Origin of the sequence: Mesobacillus jeotgali (assembly GCF_014856545.2) — a bacterium.
Classification (GTDB): Bacteria; Bacillota; Bacilli; order Bacillales; family Cytobacillaceae; genus Mesobacillus.
In genome coordinates this window covers 245,001-271,178 of record NZ_CP109811.1, presented here as the reverse complement: position 1 = coordinate 271,178, position 26,178 = coordinate 245,001, and the positions used below count along the sequence as shown (strand labels likewise).

At 42.8% G+C, this 26,178-nt stretch carries 26 protein-coding genes and 1 pseudogene; 3 read left to right on the top strand and 24 right to left on the bottom strand.

All coding sequences use genetic code 11. The features are described 5' to 3' along the window. Nucleotides 1–208: 208 nt before the first annotated feature. From FOF60_RS01480 to groES, 18 genes and pseudogenes are all read right to left on the bottom strand, one after another. Nucleotides 209–577, bottom strand: coding sequence for a hypothetical protein (locus FOF60_RS01480; RefSeq protein ID WP_192473128.1), 369 nt, complete (start codon nucleotides 575–577; stop codon nucleotides 209–211). A gap of 95 nt (nucleotides 578–672) precedes the next feature. Beyond that, a complete protein-coding gene (locus FOF60_RS01475) occupies nucleotides 673–2,055 on the bottom strand; it encodes a vWA domain-containing protein (RefSeq protein ID WP_192473127.1) in 1,383 nt (460 codons plus the stop codon). Between the two features lie 309 nt (nucleotides 2,056–2,364). Further along, nucleotides 2,365–2,652: a hypothetical protein gene (locus FOF60_RS01470; protein ID WP_192473126.1), complete on the bottom strand. Its 288-nt coding sequence runs from the start codon at nucleotides 2,650–2,652 to the stop codon at nucleotides 2,365–2,367. A 39-nt stretch (nucleotides 2,653–2,691) separates the two neighbouring features. Then, complete coding sequence (locus tag FOF60_RS01465) at nucleotides 2,692–4,269, bottom strand: hypothetical protein (protein ID WP_192473125.1); 1,578 nt, start codon at nucleotides 4,267–4,269, stop codon at nucleotides 2,692–2,694. A 69-nt stretch (nucleotides 4,270–4,338) separates the two neighbouring features. Continuing rightward, nucleotides 4,339–5,076 carry a pilus assembly protein TadG-related protein gene (locus FOF60_RS01460; protein ID WP_192473124.1) on the bottom strand — a complete coding sequence of 246 codons (738 nt, stop codon included), beginning with the start codon at nucleotides 5,074–5,076 and terminating at the stop codon, nucleotides 4,339–4,341. Then, nucleotides 5,066–5,452, bottom strand: a complete 387-nt coding sequence (locus FOF60_RS01455; protein ID WP_192473123.1) for a TadE/TadG family type IV pilus assembly protein — start codon at nucleotides 5,450–5,452, stop codon at nucleotides 5,066–5,068. The genes FOF60_RS01460 and FOF60_RS01455 overlap by 11 nt, the downstream gene beginning before the upstream one ends. Nucleotides 5,453–5,474: 22 nt before the next feature. Further along, nucleotides 5,475–5,690: a hypothetical protein gene (locus FOF60_RS01450; RefSeq protein ID WP_192473122.1), complete on the bottom strand. Its 216-nt coding sequence runs from the start codon at nucleotides 5,688–5,690 to the stop codon at nucleotides 5,475–5,477. 41 nt (nucleotides 5,691–5,731) lie between these two features. Continuing rightward, complete coding sequence (locus FOF60_RS01445; protein ID WP_192473121.1) at nucleotides 5,732–6,670, bottom strand: type II secretion system F family protein; 939 nt, start codon at nucleotides 6,668–6,670, stop codon at nucleotides 5,732–5,734. 5 nt (nucleotides 6,671–6,675) lie between these two features. Then, the gene (locus FOF60_RS01440; protein WP_192473120.1) at nucleotides 6,676–7,608 is read right to left on the bottom strand and encodes a type II secretion system F family protein; all 933 of its coding nucleotides are present in this window, start codon (nucleotides 7,606–7,608) and stop codon (nucleotides 6,676–6,678) included. After that, nucleotides 7,605–8,945, bottom strand: coding sequence for a TadA family conjugal transfer-associated ATPase (locus FOF60_RS01435; RefSeq protein ID WP_192473119.1), 1,341 nt, complete (start codon nucleotides 8,943–8,945; stop codon nucleotides 7,605–7,607). The genes FOF60_RS01440 and FOF60_RS01435 overlap by 4 nt, the downstream gene beginning before the upstream one ends. Nucleotides 8,946–8,950: 5 nt before the next feature. Beyond that, nucleotides 8,951–10,078, bottom strand: coding sequence for a CpaE/TadZ family protein (locus FOF60_RS01430; RefSeq protein WP_192473118.1), 1,128 nt, complete (start codon nucleotides 10,076–10,078; stop codon nucleotides 8,951–8,953). Between the two features lie 96 nt (nucleotides 10,079–10,174). After that, a complete protein-coding gene (locus FOF60_RS01425; protein ID WP_192473117.1) occupies nucleotides 10,175–10,975 on the bottom strand; it encodes a Flp pilus assembly protein CpaB in 801 nt (266 codons plus the stop codon). Next, nucleotides 10,972–11,715, bottom strand: a complete 744-nt coding sequence (locus FOF60_RS01420) for a hypothetical protein (RefSeq protein WP_192473116.1) — start codon at nucleotides 11,713–11,715, stop codon at nucleotides 10,972–10,974. The genes FOF60_RS01425 and FOF60_RS01420 overlap by 4 nt, the downstream gene beginning before the upstream one ends. A gap of 21 nt (nucleotides 11,716–11,736) precedes the next feature. Further along, nucleotides 11,737–13,071 carry a VWA domain-containing protein gene (locus FOF60_RS01415; RefSeq protein ID WP_192473115.1) on the bottom strand — a complete coding sequence of 445 codons (1,335 nt, stop codon included), beginning with the start codon at nucleotides 13,069–13,071 and terminating at the stop codon, nucleotides 11,737–11,739. Between the two features lie 772 nt (nucleotides 13,072–13,843). Further along, complete coding sequence (locus FOF60_RS01410; RefSeq protein ID WP_192473114.1) at nucleotides 13,844–15,364, bottom strand: succinyl-CoA:acetate CoA-transferase ScpC; 1,521 nt, start codon at nucleotides 15,362–15,364, stop codon at nucleotides 13,844–13,846. 129 nt (nucleotides 15,365–15,493) lie between these two features. Then, nucleotides 15,494–16,138, bottom strand: a pseudogene (locus FOF60_RS01405) (LytTR family DNA-binding domain-containing protein). A gap of 176 nt (nucleotides 16,139–16,314) precedes the next feature. After that, on the bottom strand, nucleotides 16,315–17,943 hold the full coding sequence (groL, locus tag FOF60_RS01400; RefSeq protein WP_192473113.1) for a chaperonin GroEL: 1,629 nt from the start codon (nucleotides 17,941–17,943) through the stop codon (nucleotides 16,315–16,317). 57 nt (nucleotides 17,944–18,000) lie between these two features. After that, nucleotides 18,001–18,285, bottom strand: coding sequence for a co-chaperone GroES (gene groES / locus FOF60_RS01395; protein ID WP_192473112.1), 285 nt, complete (start codon nucleotides 18,283–18,285; stop codon nucleotides 18,001–18,003). Between the two features lie 383 nt (nucleotides 18,286–18,668). Between groES and FOF60_RS01390 the strand changes: the two genes are divergently transcribed. Continuing rightward, a complete protein-coding gene (locus FOF60_RS01390; RefSeq protein ID WP_192473111.1) occupies nucleotides 18,669–19,400 on the top strand; it encodes a CPBP family intramembrane glutamic endopeptidase in 732 nt (243 codons plus the stop codon). Between the two features lie 3 nt (nucleotides 19,401–19,403). After that, a complete protein-coding gene (locus FOF60_RS01385) occupies nucleotides 19,404–19,604 on the top strand; it encodes a YdiK family protein (RefSeq protein ID WP_192473110.1) in 201 nt (66 codons plus the stop codon). Nucleotides 19,605–19,630: 26 nt separating this feature from the next. Here the strand turns inward: FOF60_RS01385 and FOF60_RS01380 are convergent, their stop codons facing one another. After that, the gene (locus FOF60_RS01380; RefSeq protein WP_192473109.1) at nucleotides 19,631–20,296 is read right to left on the bottom strand and encodes a redox-sensing transcriptional repressor Rex; all 666 of its coding nucleotides are present in this window, start codon (nucleotides 20,294–20,296) and stop codon (nucleotides 19,631–19,633) included. 27 nt (nucleotides 20,297–20,323) lie between these two features. Beyond that, nucleotides 20,324–20,818, bottom strand: coding sequence for a cyclic pyranopterin monophosphate synthase MoaC (gene moaC / locus FOF60_RS01375; protein ID WP_192473108.1), 495 nt, complete (start codon nucleotides 20,816–20,818; stop codon nucleotides 20,324–20,326). A 180-nt stretch (nucleotides 20,819–20,998) separates the two neighbouring features. Here moaC and abc-f point away from each other — a divergent pair, with 180 nt between their 5' ends. After that, nucleotides 20,999–22,927 carry a ribosomal protection-like ABC-F family protein gene (abc-f, locus tag FOF60_RS01370; protein WP_192473107.1) on the top strand — a complete coding sequence of 643 codons (1,929 nt, stop codon included), beginning with the start codon at nucleotides 20,999–21,001 and terminating at the stop codon, nucleotides 22,925–22,927. 413 nt (nucleotides 22,928–23,340) lie between these two features. Here the strand turns inward: abc-f and tsaD are convergent, their stop codons facing one another. Genes tsaD through tsaE form a run of 4 tightly spaced genes read right to left on the bottom strand, consistent with a single transcriptional unit; the run spans nucleotide 23,341 to nucleotide 25,977 of the window. Continuing rightward, complete coding sequence (gene tsaD / locus FOF60_RS01365; protein WP_192473106.1) at nucleotides 23,341–24,360, bottom strand: tRNA (adenosine(37)-N6)-threonylcarbamoyltransferase complex transferase subunit TsaD; 1,020 nt, start codon at nucleotides 24,358–24,360, stop codon at nucleotides 23,341–23,343. Next, nucleotides 24,360–24,809: a ribosomal protein S18-alanine N-acetyltransferase gene (gene rimI, locus FOF60_RS01360; RefSeq protein WP_192473105.1), complete on the bottom strand. Its 450-nt coding sequence runs from the start codon at nucleotides 24,807–24,809 to the stop codon at nucleotides 24,360–24,362. Before rimI ends, tsaD begins: the two co-directional genes overlap by 1 nt. A 13-nt stretch (nucleotides 24,810–24,822) precedes the next feature. Continuing rightward, a complete protein-coding gene (gene tsaB / locus FOF60_RS01355) occupies nucleotides 24,823–25,524 on the bottom strand; it encodes a tRNA (adenosine(37)-N6)-threonylcarbamoyltransferase complex dimerization subunit type 1 TsaB (protein WP_192473104.1) in 702 nt (233 codons plus the stop codon). After that, nucleotides 25,525–25,977, bottom strand: a complete 453-nt coding sequence (tsaE, locus tag FOF60_RS01350) for a tRNA (adenosine(37)-N6)-threonylcarbamoyltransferase complex ATPase subunit type 1 TsaE (RefSeq protein ID WP_192473103.1) — start codon at nucleotides 25,975–25,977, stop codon at nucleotides 25,525–25,527. It lies immediately after the preceding gene. Between the last annotated feature and the right edge of the window lie 201 nt (nucleotides 25,978–26,178).

Below are 26,178 nucleotides of genomic sequence, written 5' to 3'. Positions count from 1 at the left end.
GGATATGACTTATATAAGCCTGATTAAAAACTAAGTGATACATTTTCTTGTCACTTAGATTGAAATGAAAGTGCATCTCAGAAATGTCAATTAAACCCGCTTTCTTAGACATTTTGGAGTTGCTTCCTCTCTGAAATGTCCATTAAACCCACTTTCTTAGACATTTTGGGACTGCTTCATCTCTGAAATGTCTATTAAATCCACTTTCTTAGACATTTTGGAGTTGCTTCATCTCTGATATGTCTATTAAATCCACCTTCTTAGACATTTTGGAGTTGCTTCCTTCTATAATGCAACCGAAAGTCTCCATATGAAAAAAAATCGTTGCCAGTGCCACCCCTGAAAGCACCGACTTTTTACTAATAATGTCACCTTCTTCATTCGACGCTCTTAATGAAATTGAGCCGGTAATCAGGCCAAGGATAGATAAGCCTAAAAAGATATAAGCTATATTTTCATTCCCCTCAAGATATATCTTCCCATTTTCGTCCGCTTCAGAAATAGCCCAGATGATAGCTCCAGTTAAAGTGCAGACAATGATAATCCCCGTTATTATGGTTAGCAGCTTCTTTGACATGAAATCACCTCTAATTCCTATTGCACACATAACAAGTTGGACACTATCAAAGATCCACTGGTGAGGGTCCTTGGTCACAGGTCCCCCCCATAAAACTAATTATCAGGATTATTTTCTTTGTAAATCTTGTCTATTTCCTCTAATGTCTCATTCATTTCTTTATCTGTTGCATTAATCAGAACTGTTTGTAGTTCTTCTATAGAGTTCCTTTGTGTTTTATAATAACTTTCGTTCATATCCAAAAGTTTGCTTTTCTGTTCAGACGTGATTTTTCCCCTGTTATTCAAATCTATAATCGAGAACATTATTTTGTTCTCCTCTAGGGTGGTATTCGTCTGCCAATTATTAGTTATCACACGTACATTCGTAGACTGGTTATTATATTTCTCGTAGGTATCTAACTCTTGGTTATTCTTCCAGTTCAGCCACTTTAATGACTCCTCAACCGTTTTAAAGAATTCATCTCTTAGCTGTTGCTGGCTTTTTACATTCGAATAGGTGCCTCCTGCTGCTTTGGCGATTTCCTGAAGCTGTTGCTGATCCTTGCCCGCCACATCAAACCCAATTATATTGACTACAGGAGCAATTCCGGAGTCTTTTAAACTTTTCGCTGCTGCCACGGGGTTCCCACCGCATGTTTCGATCCCATCACTGACGATGTAGATAATGTTCTTATTTTCATCCCCTTTATATTGACTGAGATCCTTTTGCGCTTCAGTGATAGCTTGCGCCAGTGGTGTCCAGCCCGCAGGCTTAAATTCCCTTAGGGCTTGGCTTAGGCCACCCTTGTCATAAGGCTGCATAGGATAAACGAGCTCATTGGACGAGCATGACAGACTCTTATCCTTATCAGATCCGGTCCCTTTATGTCCATACACCCTCAAACTGATATTTGCCTCTTTCGGGAGGGAGGACGCGAACTTTTTTATTGATGCCTTCGCCAGTTCCATACGTGCTTTTCCATCCATTTGTTTTGCCATGCTTCCGCTGGAATCGAGGATCACTTCTATATTGAATGTTTCCGCCTTTACTTCAGACGTGGCTTCCTGACCAGGTGCGCTGACAGTTCCAGATATCATGACTGCCTTTGGGTCTTCATATTCCTTTTTAAAAAGTGAATACAAGTGCTCAAATAAACTGGTTAATTCTGAGTCTGAAGCCTCCTCGGAAAGAGCCGGAATGGCTTCCAGGGCCTTTTTGACCCCTTCATCACCAATACCTTCCGCAGAAGCAAGTGGCCCAACTGGATATACCATCATCTCCTCCAGATTGCTAGGTACTGGTAAACTGTTGAAATCAAAACCTTCTTCTTTTTCATTAGTCTTATCGGTTCCTTGTGCTTTTTCTGAGCTTTCCTCTTCTTTCTGCTCACTTTTCGCAACTTCCTGGGCTTTTGTATCTTCCTTTGGTTCGGATGAACATCCTGTAATAAGAAAGATACTGAACACAAGAAAGATGATTCGTCGTTTATAATTCACTTCTTTTTCCTCCAAGTAATAGGTATTTAGCTACGGGGTCATTCTGACAGTATGCATAAATTGCAATGGTAAGCATCCAAAATGAAGGTACGGTTTTTCCATTTGGATCACATCAACATTTTCTACTGGAATCCTCCCTATGTCGTACCTGATACAGGATGCTAAAAAAAGAGATTAGCCTAGGCTAATCTAAATTAAACATCTTATAATCGAACACTTATTTCTTACTTATCGTTTTACCCTCGTCACTCATTGACATTAAACTGTTAAAACCCTATGACTGGACCCAATAAAAATTAGTTTTTCCAGCTAAAATGTTACTGATAATCTCCATAGTAAGAAAACAACTGCTATAGCAATACCGGAAAATACTTTTTTCTTACTAATAGTTTCACTTTTATCATCCATAGTGTTTAAACCGATCGAACCTGCAATTACCGCTAATATAAACAAAATTAAGAAAGTATGAATAACACTTTCATTGCCTTCATAATAGATTGTTCCGTTGTCTTGGGCCATGAAAACCCAGATAAGAAAACTAACAAGTGTGCCTCCCATTAGAAATCTCGATATGATATTAAACCATTTTTTTGGCATTAACACACCCCCCTAATATAGCCGCCTTCAAGTATAAAATTAATTAAATTTAGGATGCAGTTTCTTGTCACTGTGATTGAATGACTTATTCTCTGTTTTTTGGCTATTCTCTAGATCTTTTTGGATACTTTCATTTGAAGAGGGCTTTTCATTTGTAATCTCTTCTTTACTATCAAGCATTCTTTCATTTCCAGGTTCTTTGATTGTTTCAGTTTTTACACTTTTATCTGGAAGCTCCTTGGGCTGTAAATCGGTTTGTTTTTCAACATGGCTCTTGGGCTCTTCATTACCAAACAGTTCACCCTTTACGCCTGATTTAAACAGTTCTTCCACAGTCTTCTTAGTCATTTCTGCAATTGGTTCAACCTTTATATACTTATCAACTAAGAGACCAATTACCTTGATTGAAATCACTGACATTCCCATTCCAAAAAAGAAGTTGTCGAAACTGGTCCATGCACCTTCTTTAAATCCATCAGCTAGATAGTTTTCTGCTCCACCATAGATACTTAATCCAAAAACTGCATTCCAACTTAACCTTCCATAAGTCATCATGGAAGCCACGATTGGTCCCAGCAAGCCTCCTGTAAACCCACCAATTGCCATATCAATAAGTAAGTTGTCTACTTCAAATTTACCAGTAATCATTACCCCGACTATATTACTGGTAGCTCCCCCAATCATACCAAGTACAGGCCCATAAAATAACCTATTCCAGAGCGAACCAGTAGTATAATATGTTACTATTTTAGACCATAATCCCTGTGCCCATGGAACAGCCCTTCCAGTAAACCACCCTTTAAGCGCCACCCCTCTGCCTTTAAGCCAATTCCAGGCAGGTCCTTTCATCCAGCCCCAAATAGCAGCCGGGCGTCCTCTAAGCCATGGCCATGCGGCCGTTCTCCACCAGTTAGCGGCAGCAGGCCAGGCAACTGTCCTGATCCAGCCGATTGCTGCGGCGAATGCGCCGGTGGCATAGCCAATATACCCTAGTACTCCTCCAACAAGAGCGAAACTAAACGCTCCCCAGAAGCTGTAATTATCACCCGCGAGCCATTGATAAGTGAATCCGCCAATAAGCGCACCTGCCACAATGATTAACCCTGCGACAATTCCAAGAGGAATAGCGATTACTCCAAAGAAAACAAGGAGCGCAATGACACCGATGATTATGCCCGCAGCAAGAATTCCTCCGAGCAGCGTCTGTGCCCATTCATTTTCACTAAACCAGTCTCCAATACTTTTAAAGAAGTCTTCAATGTTACCCCATACGTCTTGTGCAAGATCCCAGGCATCGTTCCACTTGTCTTGTGCGATATCCCAGGCATCATTCCATTCATCAACCGTCCAGTCTTTAAACTTGTTCCAGCCATCGACCAGACTGTCACCGATATCACCGAGCTCATTTAATGCCTTTTTCCACCAGGGTAGGGGACCATCTTCACCATCAACCGGTTCTCCTCCCGAAGCATCGGTTGGTTCTGTTTTACTCAAACCTTGCTTATTGGTTTCGACTTCTGTCAAGTCCGCCGAGACAGGGCTTAGAATGGCAAACTGGAGCAGAAACAAAGCCATAAATGCTAATACAATTCTTATTTTTGAACTTCTTATTATCATTTACTTTATCACCCTTCAAAAAAGAAGTGAATGCTCCAATAATCATGGGTTAATGGACCATTGTGCAGACTAGTCACAGAATATGTCAAAGCCATCTGGCTTCCCGATCCTTGCAGATGATTCTGCGGTAATTGCCGGGACTCCTTCATCTGGGACTGTCGTATATTGACCCTTTCGTTCTGTCACGACATAGATGCGAAAATCCTCGGGGATAAAGGTCATTTGTTTTATTTTGTCATTCTGGTTTTCCTTCGCGAACTTTTCTGCTTCCTTACGGGCTTCCGTCAAATTGTCCCTGACCGCCTTGCAGGCAATATCCCTTACGCCATCATCATCAAAGAAGAACTTCATGGCTGTCTTTGCTTTGACTTCGACAGAATGATCCAGGATCCAGCTGACCATATCGCCAGGCATATTTCGGCCATCGTAATTGTCTTCCATCATTTCCACAAACTCTGCTAATAGTTCACTTTCAGAAGGAGGCGGCGGTGGATCCTCTCCTTCCGCAGGAGGCTCCGAATCTGCAGAATCCTCCAGGAACTGTTCCCAGGCTTCTCCTAATGCATCCAGCTCTTCCTGGGTTTTCTCCTGCAGCGTTTCCTTCATCGTGTCTTTGGAGGACTTTGCCGCTGCCAAGGCCGCTGAGTCAGCGCCTGTTTGGGTCACCCGCTTATTAATGAATACATTTGAGAAATCAAAGAACATCAAAGCTATGAAAATAGCAGCTATTAGCATGCCGACCATGATGATCAGCATGCCGCTGCCTCTCTCGTTGTTAAGATAGTTTTTCAGATTCTTAATCGTCATCCGGTTCTTCCTCCATTGGCATCACTGCATCCATCGCAAAGGAGAATTTCATTTCCGAAATCAGCGGAAGGGCCACGATTGGCGCCTGGACCTCCACCTTAACCCTGGCTTCATCAGAACCAGGACCACCTGATATATTTATAATTTTTACGCCATAAGCCGACTTTTTTGTGACATTTTCCCATTCAGGATCATGTACAGAGGCTGCCCTGGCACCATCGCGGGCAGCCGATTCTGCGACTACAACCGAAAAGGCAATCAGCGCAACCTGCCAGATGATCAGGAAAGCCAAAATAACCAGCGGGAACATCGCAACGAATTCGATCGACTGTGAACCCTTTTCATTATTTAGATGTTTTTTTATTTTTCCTTTCAAATTTAACAACCCCGGATATTTATTATGCTCCTGCGCCAATCTTTCCTACCAATTCACTCAACTTGCTCATGATTGTTTTTCCAAGAGAAGTATCCTCACCGATACCCGAAGCAATTGCGCCCATGACCGCAAGGACAACAAGGCCTAAGGCTACCCATTCAAGAGCCTGGGCTCCTCTCTCATTGTTCACATAACGATTGTATACACCAGTCATCTTCACCATAGTTTTCTTTAACATATTATTCATCTCCCGATTTATATTTTTTATAGTTAATCCTTCTACTTAAAGAAGGAGTCCAACCCAAATGCTTGAGGATTGTAGACAATATTTAACGCAAGCAAACCGATGATGAGACCGAATACCGCTGGAGCTACGAAAAATGTAGTAACCAGCGTGATTTGCGGGCTTGCTTTGGCTGCCTTTTCTTTAGCAATGAAACCTCTTGTCGCCCTTAAATCATCCGCCTGGAGTTTGAATGTCCTGGATACCGGAACACCAAGTGAAGACCCTTGTATCAACCCGTTAACCAGTGAATGGAGTTCCTTCGAAGAATTCCTTTCTATCAAACTCTGATAAGCGGTCAGCCTCTGAACCCCTAGCTCGACTTCCTTGTTGAAGCGATCAATTTCCTCGCTGAGCGGCCCCTCAAATTGCTTTGTTACTTGTTTCAGGGCTGAATCCAAACTAACCCCGGCCTGCAGGGTAACACTAACGGTATCAAGAAAATCAGGCATCATGATGCTGATCGTTTCCTGTCTGTATTTCGCTTTGAAATAAAGCCAAAGACTTGGTCCTAAAAACCCGCCTAAAATGGAGATTAATAGAATCTGGAGTCCTGATGGCATTCCTAGAATAGAGTAGAAACTGCCAAATCCAAGGCCGATCAAACCAAGCACAAACCTGAAGCCATAGAAGTCCTGGATTTGCATCCCTAAAGGGTTTCCTGCCTCTTTTAGCATGCGGTCGTGTTTATCGATCTCAGCAAAAAACGGATATTTAATTCCGACCGGGCCTGCCTTGAATCCCCATTGGATAATCGGTGACAATAGTCTTTCCCTTAGTGGGGTCTTTTTCTTCCGATTCTTTGGGTTATACCCCTGGGAGAGCAGGAGCTTTTCTTTTTTTGCGATAAACAGATACAGATAGACAAACCCAATGAAGAGCGTCAGCAGTATGAGCGAAAACATCACCATTGAGAAAAAACCAATTAACTTCATCTTATCTACACCCTTATATTTGTAATTCTCTTAATTAAAATGAAGGCAAAAAAGACTAATGACGAAAAAGCTAAAAATAACAGCAAACCAAAAGGTGTAAATAAAACATTGAGAAAGCCTTTAATGAAAAGATTCATCATCATTGCCATCAGAAATGGCATCACGACCAGGATATAAGCGATCGAGCGGCTTTCTGCCGTAACGGTCTGGATTTCCTTATGAACACGGCTGCGTTCTTCCAGGGTTTCAGCCATTGAAGAAAGAACTTCAGCAAGGTTTCCCCCTACACGCTGCTGTATTAGGATTGTACTGACAAAAATATTGATATCATTACTCGGTACTCGCTCCCTGAAATCATTCATAACCGTCTCAAGGCTGTCTCCGAGTTTAAATTGGTAATCCATCTTCTGAAACTCCTGGCCGCTTGGCTCCTTCATATCTCGCCCAACCATTTCGATTGCCTGCGGAATGGTTTGCCCGGCCTTAATACCGTTGGACATCATCCGGCACACTTCCGGAAGCTGTTTGTTGAAAATTTCTGTCCGTTTATTTTTAGTAGAGTTCAGATAAAACTTAGAACCCAATGAAACGATTAAATAAGCAAACATGATTGCCATGATGATATAAAGCCCTAGGACAAAATGATTGATAAAGGTCAAGAGCGCAAGCAGCAGAATATAGATTCCCATATATTCAGAGGGTTTCAGCGGAATATTGCCCTGGTACAGTTTCCTTTCCAATTCATCCGAGAGTTCTGATCGGTCAAAACGGTCACCTATTAACAAGACGAAGCTTTTTCGTTCCTGGCTATCGCTTTTATCGAACCATTGATCAACTCTTTTTACCGTCCCTCTTGTATTACGGCTCTGCACAATATAAAACATGCCAATGATGAAAAAGAAAATGCAGCCAGTCAATAACAGCAAGGCAGTTGTCATGTCACTGCACCCGCCTGGAAATGATCTTTCGCAAATTCAACTCCATAAGATACAAAGCGCTGATAGAGCTTAGGCACATAGCCTGTCGCAGCGAAATTTCCGACAATCGTTCCATCAGCCAATGTTGCTTCCCGGTTGAAACGGAAAATATCACGCGCAATAATTTCCCCATCTTCCTCCACCAGTTCAGCGATGCTGACGATTCTCCTTTTACCATCAGAGAAACGGGATGTCTGGACAATCAGATCCAGCGCTCCAACGAAGTATCCTCTGATTACCTCAACCGTCAACGGAAGTCCTGACATAATGACCATTGCTTCCAAGCGGCCAAGGGCATCCTTCGGGCTGTTGGCGTGAACAGTCGTCAAAGATCCCTCATGACCTGTATTCATTGCCTGAAGCATATCGATTGCTTCCGATCCACGGACCTCACCGACGATGATCCTGTCGGGACGCATCCTCAGTGCGTTCTTGACCAGATGGTTGATCGTAACTTCCCCTTTTCCTTCCATGTTCGGCGGCCTTGCTTCAAGCCTGACCAGGTTGTCATAATTGAAACGAAGCTCTGCCATATCCTCAATTGTGACGATCCTTTCACCTCTTGGAATCGAAGCTGACAGGACATTCAGAAGGGTTGTTTTACCGCTACCGGTCCCTCCGGATACCAGGATATTTGCTTTTGCTTCAACTGCAGCTTGCAAAAAGATGGCCATTTCATTTGAAAAACTGCCAAAGCCCATTAAATCTTCAAGCGTAAAAGGGTCCTTTTTGAACTTCCTGATCGAAATCGATGGACCATCGATACTGATTGGTGGGATGACGGCATTTACACGGCTTCCATCGAGCAAACGGGCATCTACCATCGGTGAACTTTCGTCGATTCTCCTGCCAAGCGGCGCTATGATCCGGTCGATAATGTGACGGACATGCTCATCGTCCTTAAACCGCACATTCGTTTTTTCTATCTTTCCCCGCTTCTCAATGAACACCTCGTAAGCACCATTCACCATGATTTCTGTAATCGAATCATCTCTTAACAGAGCTTCCAATGGCCCATATCCCACAGACTCATTGATGATTTGCTGGATAATCTGTTCAATCTGGTCATTTGGAATAATGACCTTTTCTTCATCGATCATTTGCATGATCAGTCGTTCGATCGTCTTTTTTCGTTCGACAGGTGATAAGGTCGTTATGTTTTCAAGATTGGCTTCCTTTATCAGACGGGATTTATAATGCCTCACCCATCTGTCGACCTGGGATTGTTCTACATTCCATTCACGTTGCGGCGTGATTTTTTGTGTACTTAAAATGGATGCTTTCTCTACCCACGACATTCAAATCACCCCTTTGTACGATTTTGCATTTCATCCACATACTTTTTCATGGATTTCGAGACTTTGTTGCTGCCCTTATCCTTCTTCTTTTTATAAAAGCCTTCGCCCATATTAATGAATGGCTGGATTGAGAAAAAGTCAGATTCAATGCTGCCATTCACTTCACGGCCAATGATTTTTTCCATATCCTTAAGGGTTAATTCAAGCTTTGGATGGTATCGATTAATCAGGACTGATACCTCTCCTCCTCTGCCAATCTGGAATCGCTCAAACAAATCCTCAGAATACTTAAAGGCTCTCAGCCCGAGGCTGTCAGGTGTCAGAATGTAATGAATGTGATTGGATTCATTCAGTCCTGTAAAAGTTGAATTGTTGATGTGAGGCGGCAAGTCAAGAATGATGTAGTCATAATGGCTTTTCGCCACACGAATCAGCCTTCCGATTAATTCATCAGGAATGGATTCTGCCTTTGCCGGATTCGCTGGACCAGTCAAAAGCGTTACCTTTGTTTCTTCATGATAGTTTGAAACGTTTTGCAGATGACGAATATCCATCTCATCCATAACTGGAATCAAATCAAAATAAGAACGGACAGGCTGAATGCCAAAAAGAACATCTGCATTCCCGAATTGAGCATTCAGATCAATAAGCAGAACCTTAAAACCATGATGAATACTCAAAGATTGAGCCATCAAGCTGGCAAGCAATGTCTTTCCGCTTCCGCCCTTCGCACTATAAAAGGCATGAACCAGCCCATTGCCATAACCCGATTCTGTTTCTTTCTGGAATTTAAATTGCTCTTTCGAAGCTTTCAACGCTTCCTGAAGCCTGTTTTTCTCATCAGGCAGGACGATAACATCCTTTGCTCCTGCTACAAGCCAGGTTCTCGCTTGTTCAAATTCGTAGTTGCGTGTGAGACCCAGGACAATGCTCGAGGAAGACATTGGAATTTGTTGCGGGTTCTCAATTGTATCTAGATCAACAAATATATAATGATAGGACTGCTGCTCACGAAACGTCCGTTTCCATTCAGACACAACGGATATTTCGATATTTTCCTCGCTGACCAACTGCAGCAGTTCCTCACTCCAGCTCCTATCCTTGCTAATCAGCAAACCTTTATATATGCTCACACTTTCGCATCCTTCCAAAGCAATGAAATATTTATGATTAGGGTGTTCCTATCGGGGTGATGCCCCCAGTGAACAAAATTTATATTTTTATAAATCCTAAGGTTTAGACTGTTCCTTAGATTCAGGCTTATCAGCTGGCTTGGCAGCCGGTGTTTTCTCGGCTGGAGTTTTCTGCTGGTCTGAATTTGATGCTGCTCCAGCTTCCCCATCAGCTTTATTTTGTTCCTGCTGCTTTTGGTCTGCTCCTTGTTGTGAATCCTCCACTTCCTTAAGCTCTTGCTTACCTGAAGATGCCTGATTAACCCTGAGCACCCTGATTTGCTTAGCTGAGTTCTGGTAATGGATTAAGCTTTCCGCATCTTCAATCGGCACGGAAATCCTCACCCGTGGAGGTTCTTCATCCACTTCTTCAACCTCGACAACATAAACATTTTGGAAGATGCGTTTTGTTTGCATTTTGTCTTCCTTGCCAGTTGTAACTATGATATCTACTAGATCCCCTGGAGCAATGTTCTTCTGGTCGACCAGAACAATCTCAGTTGCATTCAGCCATACAACACGCTCGTTTTCAGGTATATCAAGCTTTTTTCTGACAAGATTCCTTGTTAATAGGTCACCCTTCTTTAAATCAACTACTGTAATAACATCCTCCAAATCCTTCTCATCCGTAATAAAGCCTTTTTGGGCACTTTCACTTGGAAGCTGGATCCATTCAATATCTTTCTTAGCCAGCTCATAGTATGATTTCACATCTTTTTTCACAGCCGCAACAGCCACCGTCTTTCCGAGTTTTTCCTGTGCCTGATTGACCTGGACGAGGATGACCCCCGCTGCCACTAAAGCAAGTAAAAAAGATATGGTTAAGAATATGATCGCTTTTCTTTTAGAGTCTATCATTCACTTGTCACTCCATTAGTTTTCTTCACATACAGCGGTACGTTTTGATCAGCAATCAGGATATCCACCACATCTGATTGGATCGGCAAGCCTGTGCCTTCAAGCTGGTAAAAGCTTGATCCCTTATAATCGGCATCCAGCTTTGTTCTGGATGCCATCACCATCATATTGGCTGGATTATGTTTGGCGATTTCATCCAACAGCCCTTGTTTTGATCCAGAAACAATCGGCTTTTCGCCGTTATGCTCGAATAAGAAGTACTGCTTGAATTTTCTTTCCTTCAATGCAAGATAGTTTGAGGATTTGCGGTATTTATGATTGTTAGTGATTGTCAGTCTCTTGTAATTACCTGTAAGAACGATATCCTCTGCATCAACAAGATTGGCTTGCTCAAGAATGAGGTATACCGCTAGTGCCTTATTTTCCGAACCATCGAGAATATAAAGCTTTTCATTGGGAAAATACCAGTTTTTCAGCCGTTTGATGACTCCGCTATCAGTTGTAAAAGAATCATAGATATATAGAACAGAGGGATGGGTTTCCAGTAAAGCCCCTACTTCTTCAAGCTCCTCCTGAAGTGTGCGCTTGATGATCGGCAAGCTTCTTTGGAAGATGCCGCCCTTTTTTGAGGTTATATAATCATGTAAAGAAGCTGCTTTTTTCAATTTAGAAATCCGGATAGTTGCAGAACCCGTAATATCCTTTGGGATACCCAATGATTCATCCACCACAATATGCATTCTGAATCCTCTCTTCTCTCATCAGCTGGCATTAATCTGGTCGATTAATTCCTGGCGTCTTTTGTCTACTTTTTCTTTTGCTTGTTCCATCAGGGACTCACTGAAGCTATTCAATTCCTCATATCGGGTTTTAATCAATTCATAGATGGCGTCTCTGTCTTCGGGTTTAATTTTTTCCTGCTTCTGCAGTTCCGATAATGCATCTCCTAACAGCATTCTTTCCGCATCCGCTACATCCATGAAATCATTCCTGATTCCTCCGACCTGCTGCTTTAAGTCTGCAGTCCGGAAGTTGATCTCTGTTTTGCTGGTAGCCTTAGCAATATTCTTCTCAATGGAAGACATTGCTTCACCCATCAATTTGGTTAGTGTGTTTTCCAGCTCTACCTTTGAGTTGACTGTATAGTATTGGCCATTCCCTGCTTCTGCAGCAGCCTTTAACTGCCTCTGGCCTTCGTCATCTACGTTGAATCCAATAATATTAACCTTCACCTTCAAATCAGAGTTTGCGAGCTTCCTAGCTTCTTCAACTGGGTCTCCATCACATGTTTCAATTCCATCACTCACAACATAGAGGATATTTTCTGTATTTTCAGCTGCCTTTGTTTTTAAGTCGTCATATCCGGCTTTTATGGAGGCTGCTATCGGCGTCCAGCCGCTTGGCTTAAACTTATTTAAAGCAGCGCTGAAGTTTTGTTCATTATAAGTATTGGTTTCATACATGACCTCCGTACTTGAACAGGACAGCTGTTTGTCTTTGTCATTTCCTGTGCCCTTATGCCCATAGGTACGCAAGGTGATTGGCGTATTATCCGGGAAACCGGCAGCAAATTTTTTGACGGCATTTTTGGCCAAATCCATTTTCACTCCGCCTGAAACCTGCCCGTTCATACTTCCGCTTGAATCGATATGTATAGCTATATTCTTCGTTTTTTGTTTCTCGCCGGCGATGTCATATTCACCATAATCAGGTTCATAGTTTACAAGGTTTTGATACACTTCTGTATAATCCATGCCAAACCAGTGAACCAGTCCATTGAAAATCTCCTGGTTAGATTGCTCTTTCGTTTGGAACTCCTCCATCAATTTGTCCATGTCACTTATAGATTCTTCTTCAGCACTTCCAGCCTTGGCCACTGCCTCTGCCATCTTTTCTCCAACTGGCTGTTTGACGATTTCTTCACCTGTCATGGCCGCTTCAGGATAATTGACCTTTTCTGCAGCTTCCTCTTTCTCTTTCTTTTCCTCCTGCTTTGCCGGCTCGCTGCTTTCTTTCTCTGCGGCACCCTGATCTGAACATCCAGTAAATAGAGCCGCTAAAGTAATGCCGAAAATTAGTGCTGCAATCCTCTTCATCTCTTTCTCCCCTTCTTTTACTCAACCTTAAAACTTTATCTCTTTTCTAAATATGTAAATTATGGAAATATTTATTGTTTTATTTCCAGTTTTATGATTCATTAAACCCATTTATTTGGAACTTTTCATTTTTATCACTATATATTTACTATCACTTGTTCACTAAACCGTCAAATAATACCCTTGACAAACTCACTATCTCCAGTGATTTTATTCCCAGAAACATCTTGAACCTAAGATTATTTCATAGGTACTTTTTCATATTTTTATTTTTAATTAAGAATATTCCGGCTGTTGAATTTTGTTGCATTTTGTCGGATTGATTTCAAATGTTAAGTTTTATAGGTATAAAGATCTATTTTCAGCAGTGATCAGGAAATATTTTCATGAAGACCTTGCTGCTCCCTCCATTCCTTTCCTCTAATAAGTTATACGTTTTAGCATCGATCAAGTTTTCAGACTTTTTACTCATTTAGAGATAGTAGAAAACATATATTCTTTATCACCTTAAAAAATCTTAATGCGTTTAAACATTATGGGGTAATAAATTTCTAGCCGACATGCAGAAAGAATCCTTACAAAGACCGTTAAGAAGATAATTCGACCCTCTTAGTCCCAGCCATGGGGTATTTAGAGGTTTTTGTGCTGCTGAAAACCTTATAAAACTCAACGAAAAAAGGCTACCCGCAAGTCTTATGACTAGGGAAGCCTTTAAATAATCTTCTTTATTATTTTCCTGTTTTTGATTAAACTCTACTGGAAATACAATGAGTTATAGAGTGATCGTTTCTGGCGCCTCTTCAAGCATTGTGCCCTTGCTGGCAAAATTGGTATGCCAGGATAGGGCTTTTTCCAAAACATGCGGCGTCTGACCGCCTCTTTCCAGCGCTTCTTGATAATAGGCACGCAGCTGGCGGCGGTACATTGGATGTGCGCAGTTATCAATAATCAGTTCAACTCTTTCCCTTGGAGCAAGGCCCCTCAAGTCGGCATATCCCTGTTCAGTGACAATCACATCTACATCATGCTCAGTGTGGTCTACATGAGAGACGAAAGGTACGATGCTCGAGATATTTCCGCCTTTGGCAATCGACTTTGTGACAAAGATGGCCAGGCGTGCATTTCTGGCAAAATCACCCGATCCACCGATGCCGTTCATCATTTTAGTGCCGAGGACATGAGTTGAATTCACATTTCCGTAGATGTCCAATTCCAAAGCTGTATTGATGGAGATCAAACCGAGACGGCGAATGATTTCAGGATGGTTGGAGATCTCCTGTGGGCGCATCATTAATTTGTCGCGGTATTTTTCAAAGCTGGAGAATACCTGCTCCATTTTTTCTTCGGAAAGTGTGATGGAACAGCAGGAAGCAAATTGGACCTTTCCGGCGTCGATCAGGTCAAACACTGCATCCTGCAGAACTTCGGAATAGACTTCTAAATTCTCAAACTCTGAATCCAGCATTCCATGGAGAACAGCATTGGCAACCGAACCGATTCCTGATTGTAACGGAGCCAGGCTTTCAGTTAGCCTTTCCGTTTCCACTTCTTTTCGCAGGAAATTAATTAAATGCTGAGCCATCACCACCGTTTCTTCATCCGGAGGGACAATCGTCGATGGTGAATCAAGCTGATTCGTAAAAACAATTCCTTTGACCTTATCTACATCGATCGGGATCCCGATTGTTCCAATCCGGTCATCTGGTTTTACGAGTGGAATTGGCTGCCTTTCTCCCTGTTTTCTAGGTTCGTATAAATCATGCAATCCTTCGAGTTCTGTTGACTGGGCTGTGTTAATTTCAATAATAATCGACTTCGCATTCCGGGCGAATGCCATCGAATTGCCAACTGATGTAGTTGGGATGACCATTCCGTCTTCACTAATTGCAACCGCTTCCAAAATAGCGACATCAACTTCCATGACATCAGCGCGGATTAGTTCAGCCGTGTGCGATAAATGCTGGTCTACAAATAGAAAATCACCCTGATTAATCCCGCGCCGCATTGTTGCATCTGCCTGGAATGGCAATCTTTTGCCAAGGATGCCTGCTTCAGCGAAAAGCTTATCTACATCTGAACCCAGTGAAGCACCAGTATAGACATTCACCTTAAAATTTTCCTCGTCTTTAACTCTATTAACAAGGGCAAATGGTACCGCTTTCACGTCACCGGCACGTGTGAATCCACTTAGTCCCAAAGTCATTCCGTTTTCAATGAAAGAAGCTGCCTGTTCAGGAGACACAACTTTGTCCTTCAGACGCTGATCTCTAATTCGCTCTAATTGATGTTCCATATCTGAATCCCCTCGCTTAATGAATAGTTACAATCATTTTACCCATTAGCACCATCAAGATATGGTTTTTGGAATACTAGACAAAAGATTCCGACAAAACAGCGAATTTAAACACCAAAGCAGAAAAAATCAGAATCCCAGCAGCTTTCTAAAATAGCTGGAGTAAGATTGGCTGACCGGCACCCGTTCACCATTATCCATCGAAAGCAGAAAGGTAGAATGAGTATCCGGATAAATCGTCTTAATATGGTTCACATTCACAATAAACGAGCGATGACAACGTATAAAGGAATCCTTCGGCAGCAAATATTCAAACTCCTGCAGAGAGTATTTATGTGTACCCGATATCTCATCAGTGTAGACATGCGTCTTCTTATCCTTCGCTTCAATATAAACCACCTTTGAAAAAGGAATCGGAATCCAGCCATCCTGTGTTTTCAGAGTCACAACCGACTTCCCATCCGTCAGCGCCGGATAGATCGCCGTCACACAACCCTCAAGCTCGCCATTATGTAAAAACGGAACCGCCATCCCATGATAAGGAATGCCAAAAACATCCCGGTTGATAAACTCGGAAACCTTCTGCTTCGAATTCAGCGCTTTATAGGCAATCGTCCCTTCCTTAACAGGGTCACCAACAGCAATCTTCAAATCGACCCTCTTGCTGGGACGTTAATAAATGTATTCCTTCGTATTCGAAACTGCAATTGAGATTTCATCAGAAAACAACTCCCCAATGACATCCAGCAACGAGCTTAAAGTTATGTCCTCCATCCTTTTCTCACCTCGATGTTATTATACTACTATTGTTTAAGAGAGACTTGTTCACCTCACTGAAAAAGAAGGACTGTTATTTAAAATTACGTTTCATACTTAAAAATGCAAAAGAACAAAGAAAAGGATCCATCCCCCATAGGGACAGATCCTTTTAAAAGTTTCTTTATAGCAGATTACATCATTCCGCCCATGCCGCCCATGCCGCTCATGTCAGGCATGCCGCCTCCGCCTTCTTCTGGAATGTCAGCAACTACAGCTTCAGTAGTCAAGAACATTGCAGAAACGGATGCTGCGTTTTGAAGTGCATAACGTGTAACTTTAGTTGGGTCAACGATTCCAGCTTCGATCATGTTTACCCACTCGCCAGTTGCAGCGTTGAAGCCTGTTCCGACTTCTTCGCGCTTCAAGCGCTCAACGATAACAGAACCTTCAAGGCCTGCGTTGTGAGCGATCTGGCGAACTGGTTCTTCCATAGCGCGAAGGACGATGTTAATGCCAGTTGCTTCGTCGCCTTCAGCCTGGATTCCAGCCACTTTGTTGTATACGTTAAGAAGCGCTACGCCACCGCCTGATACGATACCTTCTTCAACTGCTGCGCGAGTTGAGTTAAGAGCATCTTCAATGCGAAGCTTACGTTCTTTCAATTCAGTTTCAGTAGCAGCACCAACCTTGATGACTGCAACGCCGCCAGCAAGCTTAGCAAGGCGCTCTTGTAATTTTTCACGGTCAAATTCAGAAGTTGTTTCTTCCATTTGAACACGGATTTGGTTTACGCGGCTCTCGATTTGAGCACTGTCTCCAGCACCTTCAACGACTGTTGTATTTTCTTTTGTAACAACAACTTTAGAAGCGCGTCCAAGAGATGTGATTGTAGCAGACTTAAGGTCACGGCCAAGCTCTTCAGTGATCACTTCACCGCCAGTCAATGCAGCGATGTCTTCAAGCATAGCCTTACGGCGGTCACCGAAGCCAGGAGCCTTAACTGCTACTGCATTGAATGTTCCGCGAAGCTTGTTGACTACTAATGTAGCAAGTGCTTCACCTTCAACATCTTCAGCAACGATCAATAATGGCTTGCCTTGTTGGACAACTTGCTCAAGGACAGGAAGGATTTCTTGGATATTGCCGATCTTCTTGTCAGTGATCAGGATATATGGGTTTTCAAGAACAGCTTCCATTTTGTCAGAATCAGTTACCATGTAAGGAGATGCATATCCGCGGTCGAACTGCATACCTTCAACAACGTCCAATTCTGTAGTGAAGCCTTTCGATTCTTCGATTGTGATAACGCCGTCGTTGCCAACGCGCTCCATCGCTTCTGCAATCAATTGGCCAACTTCTTCGTCAGCAGCAGAGATAGCCGCAACCTGTGCGATAGAAGCTTTGCTTTCGATTGGTTTAGAAATAGCTTTTAACTCTTCAACAGCAGTAATAACAGCCTTTTCAATACCTTTGCGGATTCCCATTGGGTTAGCGCCGGCAGTTACGTTCTTAAGACCCTCGCGAATCATCGCTTGAGCAAGAACTGTTGCAGTTGTCGTACCGTCACCAGCAACGTCATTCGTCTTGCTAGCTACTTCAGCAACAAGCTTAGCACCCATGTTTTCGAATGCATCTTCAAGTTCGATTTCTTTTGCGATTGTTACACCATCGTTAGTGATTAGAGGTGAGCCGAATTTCTTCTCAAGAACCACGTTGCGTCCCTTTGGTCCAAGAGTTACTTTTACTGCATTTGCAAGAGAATCTACCCCGCGAAGCATCGCGCGGCGTGCTTCTTCACTGAACTTAATTTCTTTTGCCATTGTAAAAAACCTCCTCAGATTATTAATGTTTTAACGTTCTGTCTATAATCGCAGTGATTATTCTACAACTGCTAGAATGTCGTTTTCACGTAGGATCAGGTACTCATTGCCCTGGTACTTTACTTCTGTGCCTGCGTATTTTGAGAAGATAATGCGGTCTCCGACTGCAACTTCAAGAGCAACGCGCTCGCCGCTTTCAAGAACTCGGCCAGTTCCAACAGCTACGACTTTACCTTCTTGAGGTTTTTCTTTCGCTGTGTCGGGTAAAACGATACCGCTTGCAGTTTTTTCTTCAGACTCAACAAGCTCGATAATAATGCGATCTCCTAGTGGCTTGATCAAGTGAAACAACCTCCTCAAATTATATGTAGATTATTGTTTATTAGCACTCGCCTCAATAGAGTGCTAACACAATTTATATAATAATGAATCTCTATTTTTTTTGCAAGCGTGAAGCCTAACTTTTTTTATAAAAATTAACATCTAAATCTACCTACATGCCCTTCGACAGCAAGTACTATTTTTCGCGTACTCCACGGCAGCATGGCTAAAAAAGACCACCATAAAGAGTATGCCAGTTCACCGGAATTTTAACCAAAATGTTCACGAGACACCCTGATATTTGAACTTTCCTGATGATTACTAGTAAAATGGATAGATAGCATTCTTATAACAACTTTTATGGCATACACATAGACCGATCCGAATAGAAGGAGATTATCATATTGAAAAAGGAATACTGGTACGTCATTATCGCCTATATCGCCATGCAGCTTTCAAGCCTCATCGGCATCCCGATTGTTGCCTTTATTGGAGCTGCAATGGGAAAAAGCCTGGAAGAAATGGAGACACTCTCGATTCCCTACTGGCTCGTGATCAGCTTTTCGCTGACACTTGTGATTGTGCTCCTGCTGCTAAGGAAGGAACGCAGGACAGGTGCTGACCTGCGTGATGCTTCATCACCGGTAAGCTCAGCAGCCTGGGCTTTCGCTGGTGTCTTCCTTGCTCTGTTCGCCCAATCGATTGCGGCAAGCATCGAGAATATGATTGGAATCGAAATGGGCTCGGAGAATACACAGGAAATCATCAAGCTGATCGAAATGTTCCCGATTGTCATTTTAGTCAGTTCGATTATTGGCCCTATATTAGAGGAAATCGTCTTCCGAAAAATCATATTCGGCAGCCTGCATAAGAAAATGAATTTCTTTTTCTCAGCGCTCATAAGCTCTGTCATATTCGCGCTTGCGCATATGGAGCCGGAGCATGTGATCCTGTACTCAGCAATGGGATTCACCTTTGCTTTCCTTTATGTAAAAACAAAGCGGATTATCGTGCCAATCATTGCCCATGTTACAATGAATACAATGGTTGTACTGATTCAATCCGTATTTAGGGAAGACATTGAGAGAATGATAAAAGAAGCAGAGAAAATTCAAAGCTTTATTGGGGGATTTTAAGTTATGAAGCAATCGCCTTTATTTTCAGGCGTTGTCTACATCTTGTTAGGCAGCTTATTCACCTATTTCGCCATCCAGAATGTAAATGAGACAGGCTGGGGATTCTTTAGCTATCTGCTTGTAGCCCTTGCCACGTTCGACTTCGGGTCCGGCATCAGGATGATCATGTTCCATTTTAAACTTAAGAATATACAGAAAAAATAGCTCCTTCATCATGAAGGAGCTATTTTTTATTCTACCGATTCTGTTGTTTCAGTATCTGTTGGATAATGCTTTAAGAAATAAATCAATGACTGCAATTCAACCGCCAAATCAATGTGATGAATCCTGATGGACGCCGGCACATTCAGTCTCGCTGGTGTAAAGTTCAGGATTCCCTTGATATTCGCCTGCACCAATCGGTCTGTTATCGACTGTGCTACTGCTGAAGGAACAGTCAGGATTGCGACCTGGATACCTTCCTCGACGACAACCTTGTCAAGGTCATCCATGTGATACACTGCAACGTCACCAATTTTCGTGCCAACCTTGCCTGGATCCACATCAAAGGCGATCTCAATTTTCGTATTATTGTTCTTGGAAAAATTATAATTCAAAAATGCTGTTCCCAGATTTCCGACACCAATCAAGGCTACCTTCGTCAGTTCATCCTGGTCAAGCGTCTTTCGGAAAAAAGTCAGCAGGTAATTGACATTGTAGCCGTACCCCTTTTTACCCAGAGCTCCAAAGTAGGAAAAGTCCCTCCGGATTGTCGCTGAATCCACTTTTACCGCTTCACTTAATTCCGCGGATGACACCCTTTGCTTACCTGAAGAATGCAAGTTCAATAAGAACCGGTAATACAGTGGCAAACGTTTTGCGGTTGCCTGCGGAATCTTCATAGCATCATTCGTCATTCTCCATCCTCCACCCTGTCCGTATTTCTATCTCAACTTTTCTTCTCTCTTGAAATCACCGTTTTTACCGCCGGTTTTTTCAACAAGATACGTCTTGCCGATCACCATGCCTTTATCAACGGCCTTGCACATATCATAAACAGTCAGCGCACAAGCTGAAGCTGCTGTTAACGCTTCCATTTCTACACCCGTATTCCCTTTTGTTTTAACAGATGCAGCGATATTTAAAATATAGTCATTTCCATTTTGCTCCCATTCGAATGAAAGGTCAATGCCTGTTAATGGAATCGGGTGGCACATCGGGATGATTTCTGACGTTTTTTTCGCCGCCATGATGCCTGCTACCTGTGCCACTGCAAGGACATCCCCTTTTTTCATTTTATTTTCAGTGATTCTCACATATATATCTTCATTCACGGTTATGCTTGAATGGGCGACTGCAGTACGAACCGTCTCCGCTTTTTCACTCACATCGACCATCTTTGCTCTGCCCTCTTCGTTAAAATGCGTAAATTCTGCCATGTAAAAGCTCCTTTCTACCAAATGATACACTATTTTGTCAAACTTGTGTGTGAACTTTGTTTCAATGTTCACAATACAAAGGGAATTTTTTTATACCGTCCCACCTACCGCAGTTCGCACATATTGCCGTGCCTATATTAATGGGTTACACTATCTCTAAGGCAATAGAGGTGAAAAATAATGATTTTATTACAGGTTAATCAGCTATCAAAATATTTTGCTGCTGATCTTATTTTATCGAATATAAAGTTTGAAATACAGACCAATGACCGAGTAGCGCTTGTCGGCCGGAACGGGGCAGGAAAATCAACCCTGCTAAAAATCATCGCCGGGTACGAATCACATGACGGCGGCGAAATCATCCGCCCAAAAGGTACAACAATTGGCTATCTGGCCCAAAATACCGGTCTGGAGTCCGAGAAAAGCATCTGGGATGAAATGCTGGCTGTTTTTGACCATCTGCACAACATGGAAAAAGACTTGCGCAGACTTGAGGAAAAAATGTCGGATCCAGACATCCTGTCAAACGAGACAGAATATGAAAGAGTCCTAAAAGAGTATGACTTGCTGCAGGTCCAGTTCAAGGAAAAAGGCGGCTACCAATATGAAGCCGATATCCGTTCCGTCCTCCACGGGCTGAACTTCCATTCTTTTGATTATTCCACAAAAATATCCACTTTAAGCGGCGGACAGAAAACTAGACTCGCATTGGCGAAGCTATTATTGACCCGCCCGGATATTTTGATACTGGATGAACCGACGAACCACCTGGATATTGATACGCTTTCCTGGCTTGAGCAGTATTTGCAGGGCTATAACGGAGCCATCCTGATTGTCTCCCACGACCGTTACTTCCTTGATAAGGTCGTGAACCAAGTATATGAAATCTCCCGCCATCAGCTGTCGAAGTTTCCTGGCAATTACAGTTCATATTTAGAGCAGAAAGCCGCGAATTACGAACGCGACCTGAAGCTGTATGAGAAGCAGCAGGATGAGATCTCCAAGCTGCAGGACTTTATCCAGCGAAACCTGGCCAGGGCATCAACGACTAAGCGTGCCCAGAGCCGCAGGAAGCAGCTTGAAAAAATCGATCGGATGGACAGGCCAAAGGGTGATGAAAAGTCGGCATCGTTCAGCTTCCAAATCGAACGGCAGAGCGGCAATGATGTCCTGAAGGTGAATACACTATCTGTCGGCTATCAAAATGAAGTCGTATCTAAAAATATCTCCTTCAATCTTTCGCGCGGCGACAGCACTGCTCTGGTTGGACCAAATGGTGTCGGAAAATCAACCTTATTAAAAACAATCGTTGAAAAACTGCCTTCGATTACTGGCAATATTCAATACGGTTCCAATGTTTCGATTGGCTATTATGATCAGGAACAGGCAGAACTCAGTTCGAATAAAAAGGTCTTGAACGAACTTTGGGATGAATACCCCCTGAAGTCCGAAAAAGAAATCCGCACGGTACTAGGGAACTTTCTTTTCTCAGGTGACGATGTCTTAAAAATCGTCTCTACCCTGAGCGGTGGCGAAAAGGCCCGTCTGGCACTGGCCAAGCTGATGCTGCAGAATTCAAATTTCTTAATTCTGGACGAGCCAACAAACCACCTCGACCTGGACAGCAAGGAAGTGCTCGAAAATGCCCTGATCGATTATCCAGGCACCATCCTGTTCGTCTCACATGACCGCTATTTTATCAACAGGATCGCGACAAAGGTGCTTGAGCTCGACCGTGCCGGTTCAACTGAATACCTTGGCGATTACGATTATTACGTCGAGAAAAAGCTTGAGCAGGAAGAATTGAAGGCATTGGCAGAACAGGCCGCCAAAGCATCAGGAAACGCTGTGGATAACTCTAAGCAAGACAAAACCTCCTATCAACAAGACAAAGAAGCGAAAAAACTCGAACGCCAGCGCAAACGCCGCATGGAAGAAGTAGAAGCGAAGATTGAACAACTGGAGTTAGAAGTAGCTGAATACGAAGAGTTGCTCTGTGATCCCGAGGTCTTCCAGGATCACGAAAAAGCAGGAGAGATCAATAGCAAAATCGAAGCCGCAAAAGAGAAACTCGATGAACTGATGGAAGAGTGGACAGAGCTGGCTTAGGAATGGACTAAACGGGCATGAATTGTGCCCGTTTTTTTGTTCTCCTGTTGTGCAAAGTCCATTTTATTCGCAAAAATTTATTGATTGCTCGCAAAAAACTATATTTATTAGCAAAAACTGAGCATTTATTCGCAAATTCATTCTATTTATTCGCAAACTGGAAAAAAACATATAATTTCCAGTGTATAATTTCAGATTTTAACCTTTTCCACAGAAAAAAAGCCCCGATTTAAAAACCGGGACTTTTTGTTCACATAGTTATTCACACAGTAAAGACTGATTTATAGCTTATCCAGAGAGTTTTCCACATTATCCACAAAAACAGCCGTTTTTATCCACATTGCACACAATTTCACCTAAGAAACATCAACATATCCACAGAAGAGTCTGACAACATTTTTTCGCTTGAGACTTTAGTTGTGGATAGTTATCTCCAGTCCTGGATTTCCATTCAACGTTAAATCGGCTCGCTGTCCCTTTTCATACAAAACGCTTCCTGCAGCGGCAATCATTGCGGCATTGTCTGTGCATAAAGACAATGGAGGAATGACTATTTCCACATCCGAACCTGTAAATTCTGTGGATAGTTTTTCTCTTAATCCTTTATTCGCTGCAACTCCTCCAGCAAGCAGTACTTGTTTTACTCCGTATTCCTTAACAGCCTTTTGAGTTTTTGTAACAAGTACATCAATCACACTCTCCTGGAAGCTGGCTGCAAGGTCTTGGGGTGCGATTTCCTCTCCACGCTGCTGAGCATTATGCACAACGTTGATCACAGCTGACTTCAATCCACTGAAGCTGAAATCATAGGAACCTTCCTCCAGCCATGCTCGAGGCAGATCGATTGTTGCCTTTCCTTCATGAGCCAGCCGATCGATATGCGGGCCTCCCGGATATGGAAGGTGCAATGTCCTTGCAACCTTGTCATAGGCTTCGCCTGCTGCGTCATCTCGAGTCTCGCCAATCACTTCGAAATGGCCGTGTTCCTTCATATAAATGAGCTCAGTATGTCCGCCCGACACGACAAGTGAAAGCAGCGGGAAGTTCATCTCCGCCACAAGCCGGTTCGCATAGATATGGCCGGCGATATGATGGACTCCAACAAGAGGAATGCCATTCGCAAATGCCAAAGCTTTTGCAGCATTCACTCCGATCAATAGTGCGCCAACCAGGCCAGGACCTTCCGTCACCGCAATGGCATCCAAATCCTTAATATCCACATTAGCCTGAGTTAACGCTTCCTCCAGCACAAGCGTCACCTGTTCAACATGATGCCTGGATGCGATTTCAGGTACAACACCGCCGAAGCGCTTATGGCTCTCAATCTGCGACGCAACGACATTAGCCAGGATTTCTCGTCCATTTTTTACAATCGCGACTGCTGTCTCATCACAGCTTGTCTCTATTCCCATTATTAATTGGTCTTTTGTCATTATAAATTCACCCACATTACTATAGCGTCTTCCATATTGTCAGTATAATATTGTTTTCTTATAGCCCCTTCTTCAAAACCGAACTTGCCATAAAGATTCTGGGCCCTTTCATTACTGACCCTGACTTCCAGAGTCATCCTCATTGCGCCCAATTCACGAGCCAGCTCCATCACCTTTGCCATAAGAGCTTCTCCAAGCTTCATGCCCCTGTATTCCGGAAGTAAGGCAATATTTGTGATATGTGCTTCATCTATGATGATCCATACTCCACAGTAACCAACTACCCTTTGATCCACTTCCACTATTAGATAATGCGCAAACTGGTTCTTCGTCAACTCATTGAAAAAAGCTTCTTTACTCCATGGAACAGTAAAGGATTTGAGCTCTACCTCCATCACTTCATCCAGATCATCAACCGTCATATTACGGAACGTTATCGTATTATTCATTTTCTCTTCCCACTTATTTCTTAGTCTCTTGTGCTTTCAGCCAATTAGCCTCTGCTTCTGCCAGGCGGATATAATTAGGGACAAATGTATGAAGGTCAACAGCCTCTTTATCCCGTCCCAATAATGCAAGCTCTGCCGGTCTAGGGTTCAACTCCGTAATCTCTGCCAAGACAGCTTTGTCACCAAGCCCTTCCTTAATGACCTCTTCATGGAGATTCAAATCATTACTCGTGAACAAAACCCTGCTGTCCAACTCATTCAATGTTTTTACCCAATCAGCTGACATGACAAGCTGATCCTTTTTTACAATCTGCAGCTTTTGATCTTCAAACTTATATAAACCTGTATAAATCTGTCCTCTCCTTGCATCAAAGAAAGGAGAAACATAACCGTTAAAATAGCGTCCAGCTGATGCTGCAGCAACCTGAAGGCTTGAAACCCCAGATAACGGGATCTTTAATGTCCAGGCCATGGTCTTCGCGATTGTCACGCCGATACGAACACCCGTGTACGATCCAGGTCCTTCAGCGACTACAATCTTTGATAGATCTGCTGGCTTTATGTTGCATTCTTCCATCAATGTCTGGATTGCCGGCATAACCCTTACTGAATGATTCTTTTTTATATTGGAAATATACTCGCCCAAAACAGTTTCGCCATCAAGCAAACCAATACCCAAAACATAATTGGACGTATCAATCGATAATACCTTCATTTAAAATATCTCCTTACACAATTCTTCATACCGACTGCCCTTTGGCTCAGCAACGATTCTTCTAGCCCCGTTTTCATCAAGATATAATTGAAGAAGCAATAGCTCCTCAGGCAGCTGGGCTTCGATCAAATGAGCCCATTCCACAACCGTTACACCATTACCTTCAAAGTATTCTTCAAAACCTAGATCTTCAAACGCATCTTCAACACGGTAGACATCCATATGGTACAACGGCAGCCTTCCCTGGTACTCCTTGATGATCGTGAACGTCGGGCTGTTCACATTCCTGGTGATTCCCAATCCTTCGGCAAGACCTTTTGTAAAAGTCGTCTTTCCTGCACCTAAATCACCTTCAAGGGCAATGACATCTCCTGCTTGAAGAATACCAGCCAGCCTCTTGGCAAAATCCTTTGTGTCTTCCGGCTGCTTTGAAATGTATTGATAAGTCGCCATATATATCACCTAACTAACAGTCAATTTTATTATAAAAAGCGCAAGCGCCTTGTTCAGCCTCTACTAGCGTTGGGGCTAGACACTTATCTAAGTAACATCCTTTAAAAGATAAAAAAACCTTAGGAAGCCTCCTAAGGATGAAGATTCTATATGTAGTTTACACGATTTATCAAGGACGAGCAAAAAAACCAGCAATTTTTC

Coding starts and splice junctions, on each gene's coding strand:
- FOF60_RS01480 (WP_192473128.1), bottom strand. CDS start 577: ATGTCAAAGAAGCTGCTAACCATAATAACGGGGATTATCATTGTCTGC.
- FOF60_RS01470 (WP_192473126.1), bottom strand. CDS start 2,652: ATGCCAAAAAAATGGTTTAATATCATATCGAGATTTCTAATGGGAGGC.
- FOF60_RS01465 (WP_192473125.1), bottom strand. CDS start 4,269: ATGATAATAAGAAGTTCAAAAATAAGAATTGTATTAGCATTTATGGCT.
- FOF60_RS01460 (WP_192473124.1), bottom strand. CDS start 5,076: ATGACGATTAAGAATCTGAAAAACTATCTTAACAACGAGAGAGGCAGC.
- FOF60_RS01450 (WP_192473122.1), bottom strand. CDS start 5,690: ATGTTAAAGAAAACTATGGTGAAGATGACTGGTGTATACAATCGTTAT.
- FOF60_RS01445 (WP_192473121.1), bottom strand. CDS start 6,670: ATGAAGTTAATTGGTTTTTTCTCAATGGTGATGTTTTCGCTCATACTG.
- FOF60_RS01440 (WP_192473120.1), bottom strand. CDS start 7,608: ATGACAACTGCCTTGCTGTTATTGACTGGCTGCATTTTCTTTTTCATC.
- FOF60_RS01435 (WP_192473119.1), bottom strand. CDS start 8,945: ATGTCGTGGGTAGAGAAAGCATCCATTTTAAGTACACAAAAAATCACG.
- FOF60_RS01425 (WP_192473117.1), bottom strand. CDS start 10,975: ATGATAGACTCTAAAAGAAAAGCGATCATATTCTTAACCATATCTTTT.
- FOF60_RS01420 (WP_192473116.1), bottom strand. CDS start 11,715: ATGCATATTGTGGTGGATGAATCATTGGGTATCCCAAAGGATATTACG.
- FOF60_RS01415 (WP_192473115.1), bottom strand. CDS start 13,071: ATGAAGAGGATTGCAGCACTAATTTTCGGCATTACTTTAGCGGCTCTA.
- FOF60_RS01410 (WP_192473114.1), bottom strand. CDS start 15,364: ATGGAACATCAATTAGAGCGAATTAGAGATCAGCGTCTGAAGGACAAA.
- groL (WP_192473113.1), bottom strand. CDS start 17,943: ATGGCAAAAGAAATTAAGTTCAGTGAAGAAGCACGCCGCGCGATGCTT.
- FOF60_RS01385 (WP_192473110.1), top strand. CDS start 19,404: ATGAAGCAATCGCCTTTATTTTCAGGCGTTGTCTACATCTTGTTAGGC.
- FOF60_RS01380 (WP_192473109.1), bottom strand. CDS start 20,296: ATGACGAATGATGCTATGAAGATTCCGCAGGCAACCGCAAAACGTTTG.
- moaC (WP_192473108.1), bottom strand. CDS start 20,818: ATGGCAGAATTTACGCATTTTAACGAAGAGGGCAGAGCAAAGATGGTC.
- abc-f (WP_192473107.1), top strand. CDS start 20,999: ATGATTTTATTACAGGTTAATCAGCTATCAAAATATTTTGCTGCTGAT.
- tsaD (WP_192473106.1), bottom strand. CDS start 24,360: ATGACAAAAGACCAATTAATAATGGGAATAGAGACAAGCTGTGATGAG.
- rimI (WP_192473105.1), bottom strand. CDS start 24,809: ATGAATAATACGATAACGTTCCGTAATATGACGGTTGATGATCTGGAT.
- tsaB (WP_192473104.1), bottom strand. CDS start 25,524: ATGAAGGTATTATCGATTGATACGTCCAATTATGTTTTGGGTATTGGT.
- tsaE (WP_192473103.1), bottom strand. CDS start 25,977: ATGGCGACTTATCAATACATTTCAAAGCAGCCGGAAGACACAAAGGAT.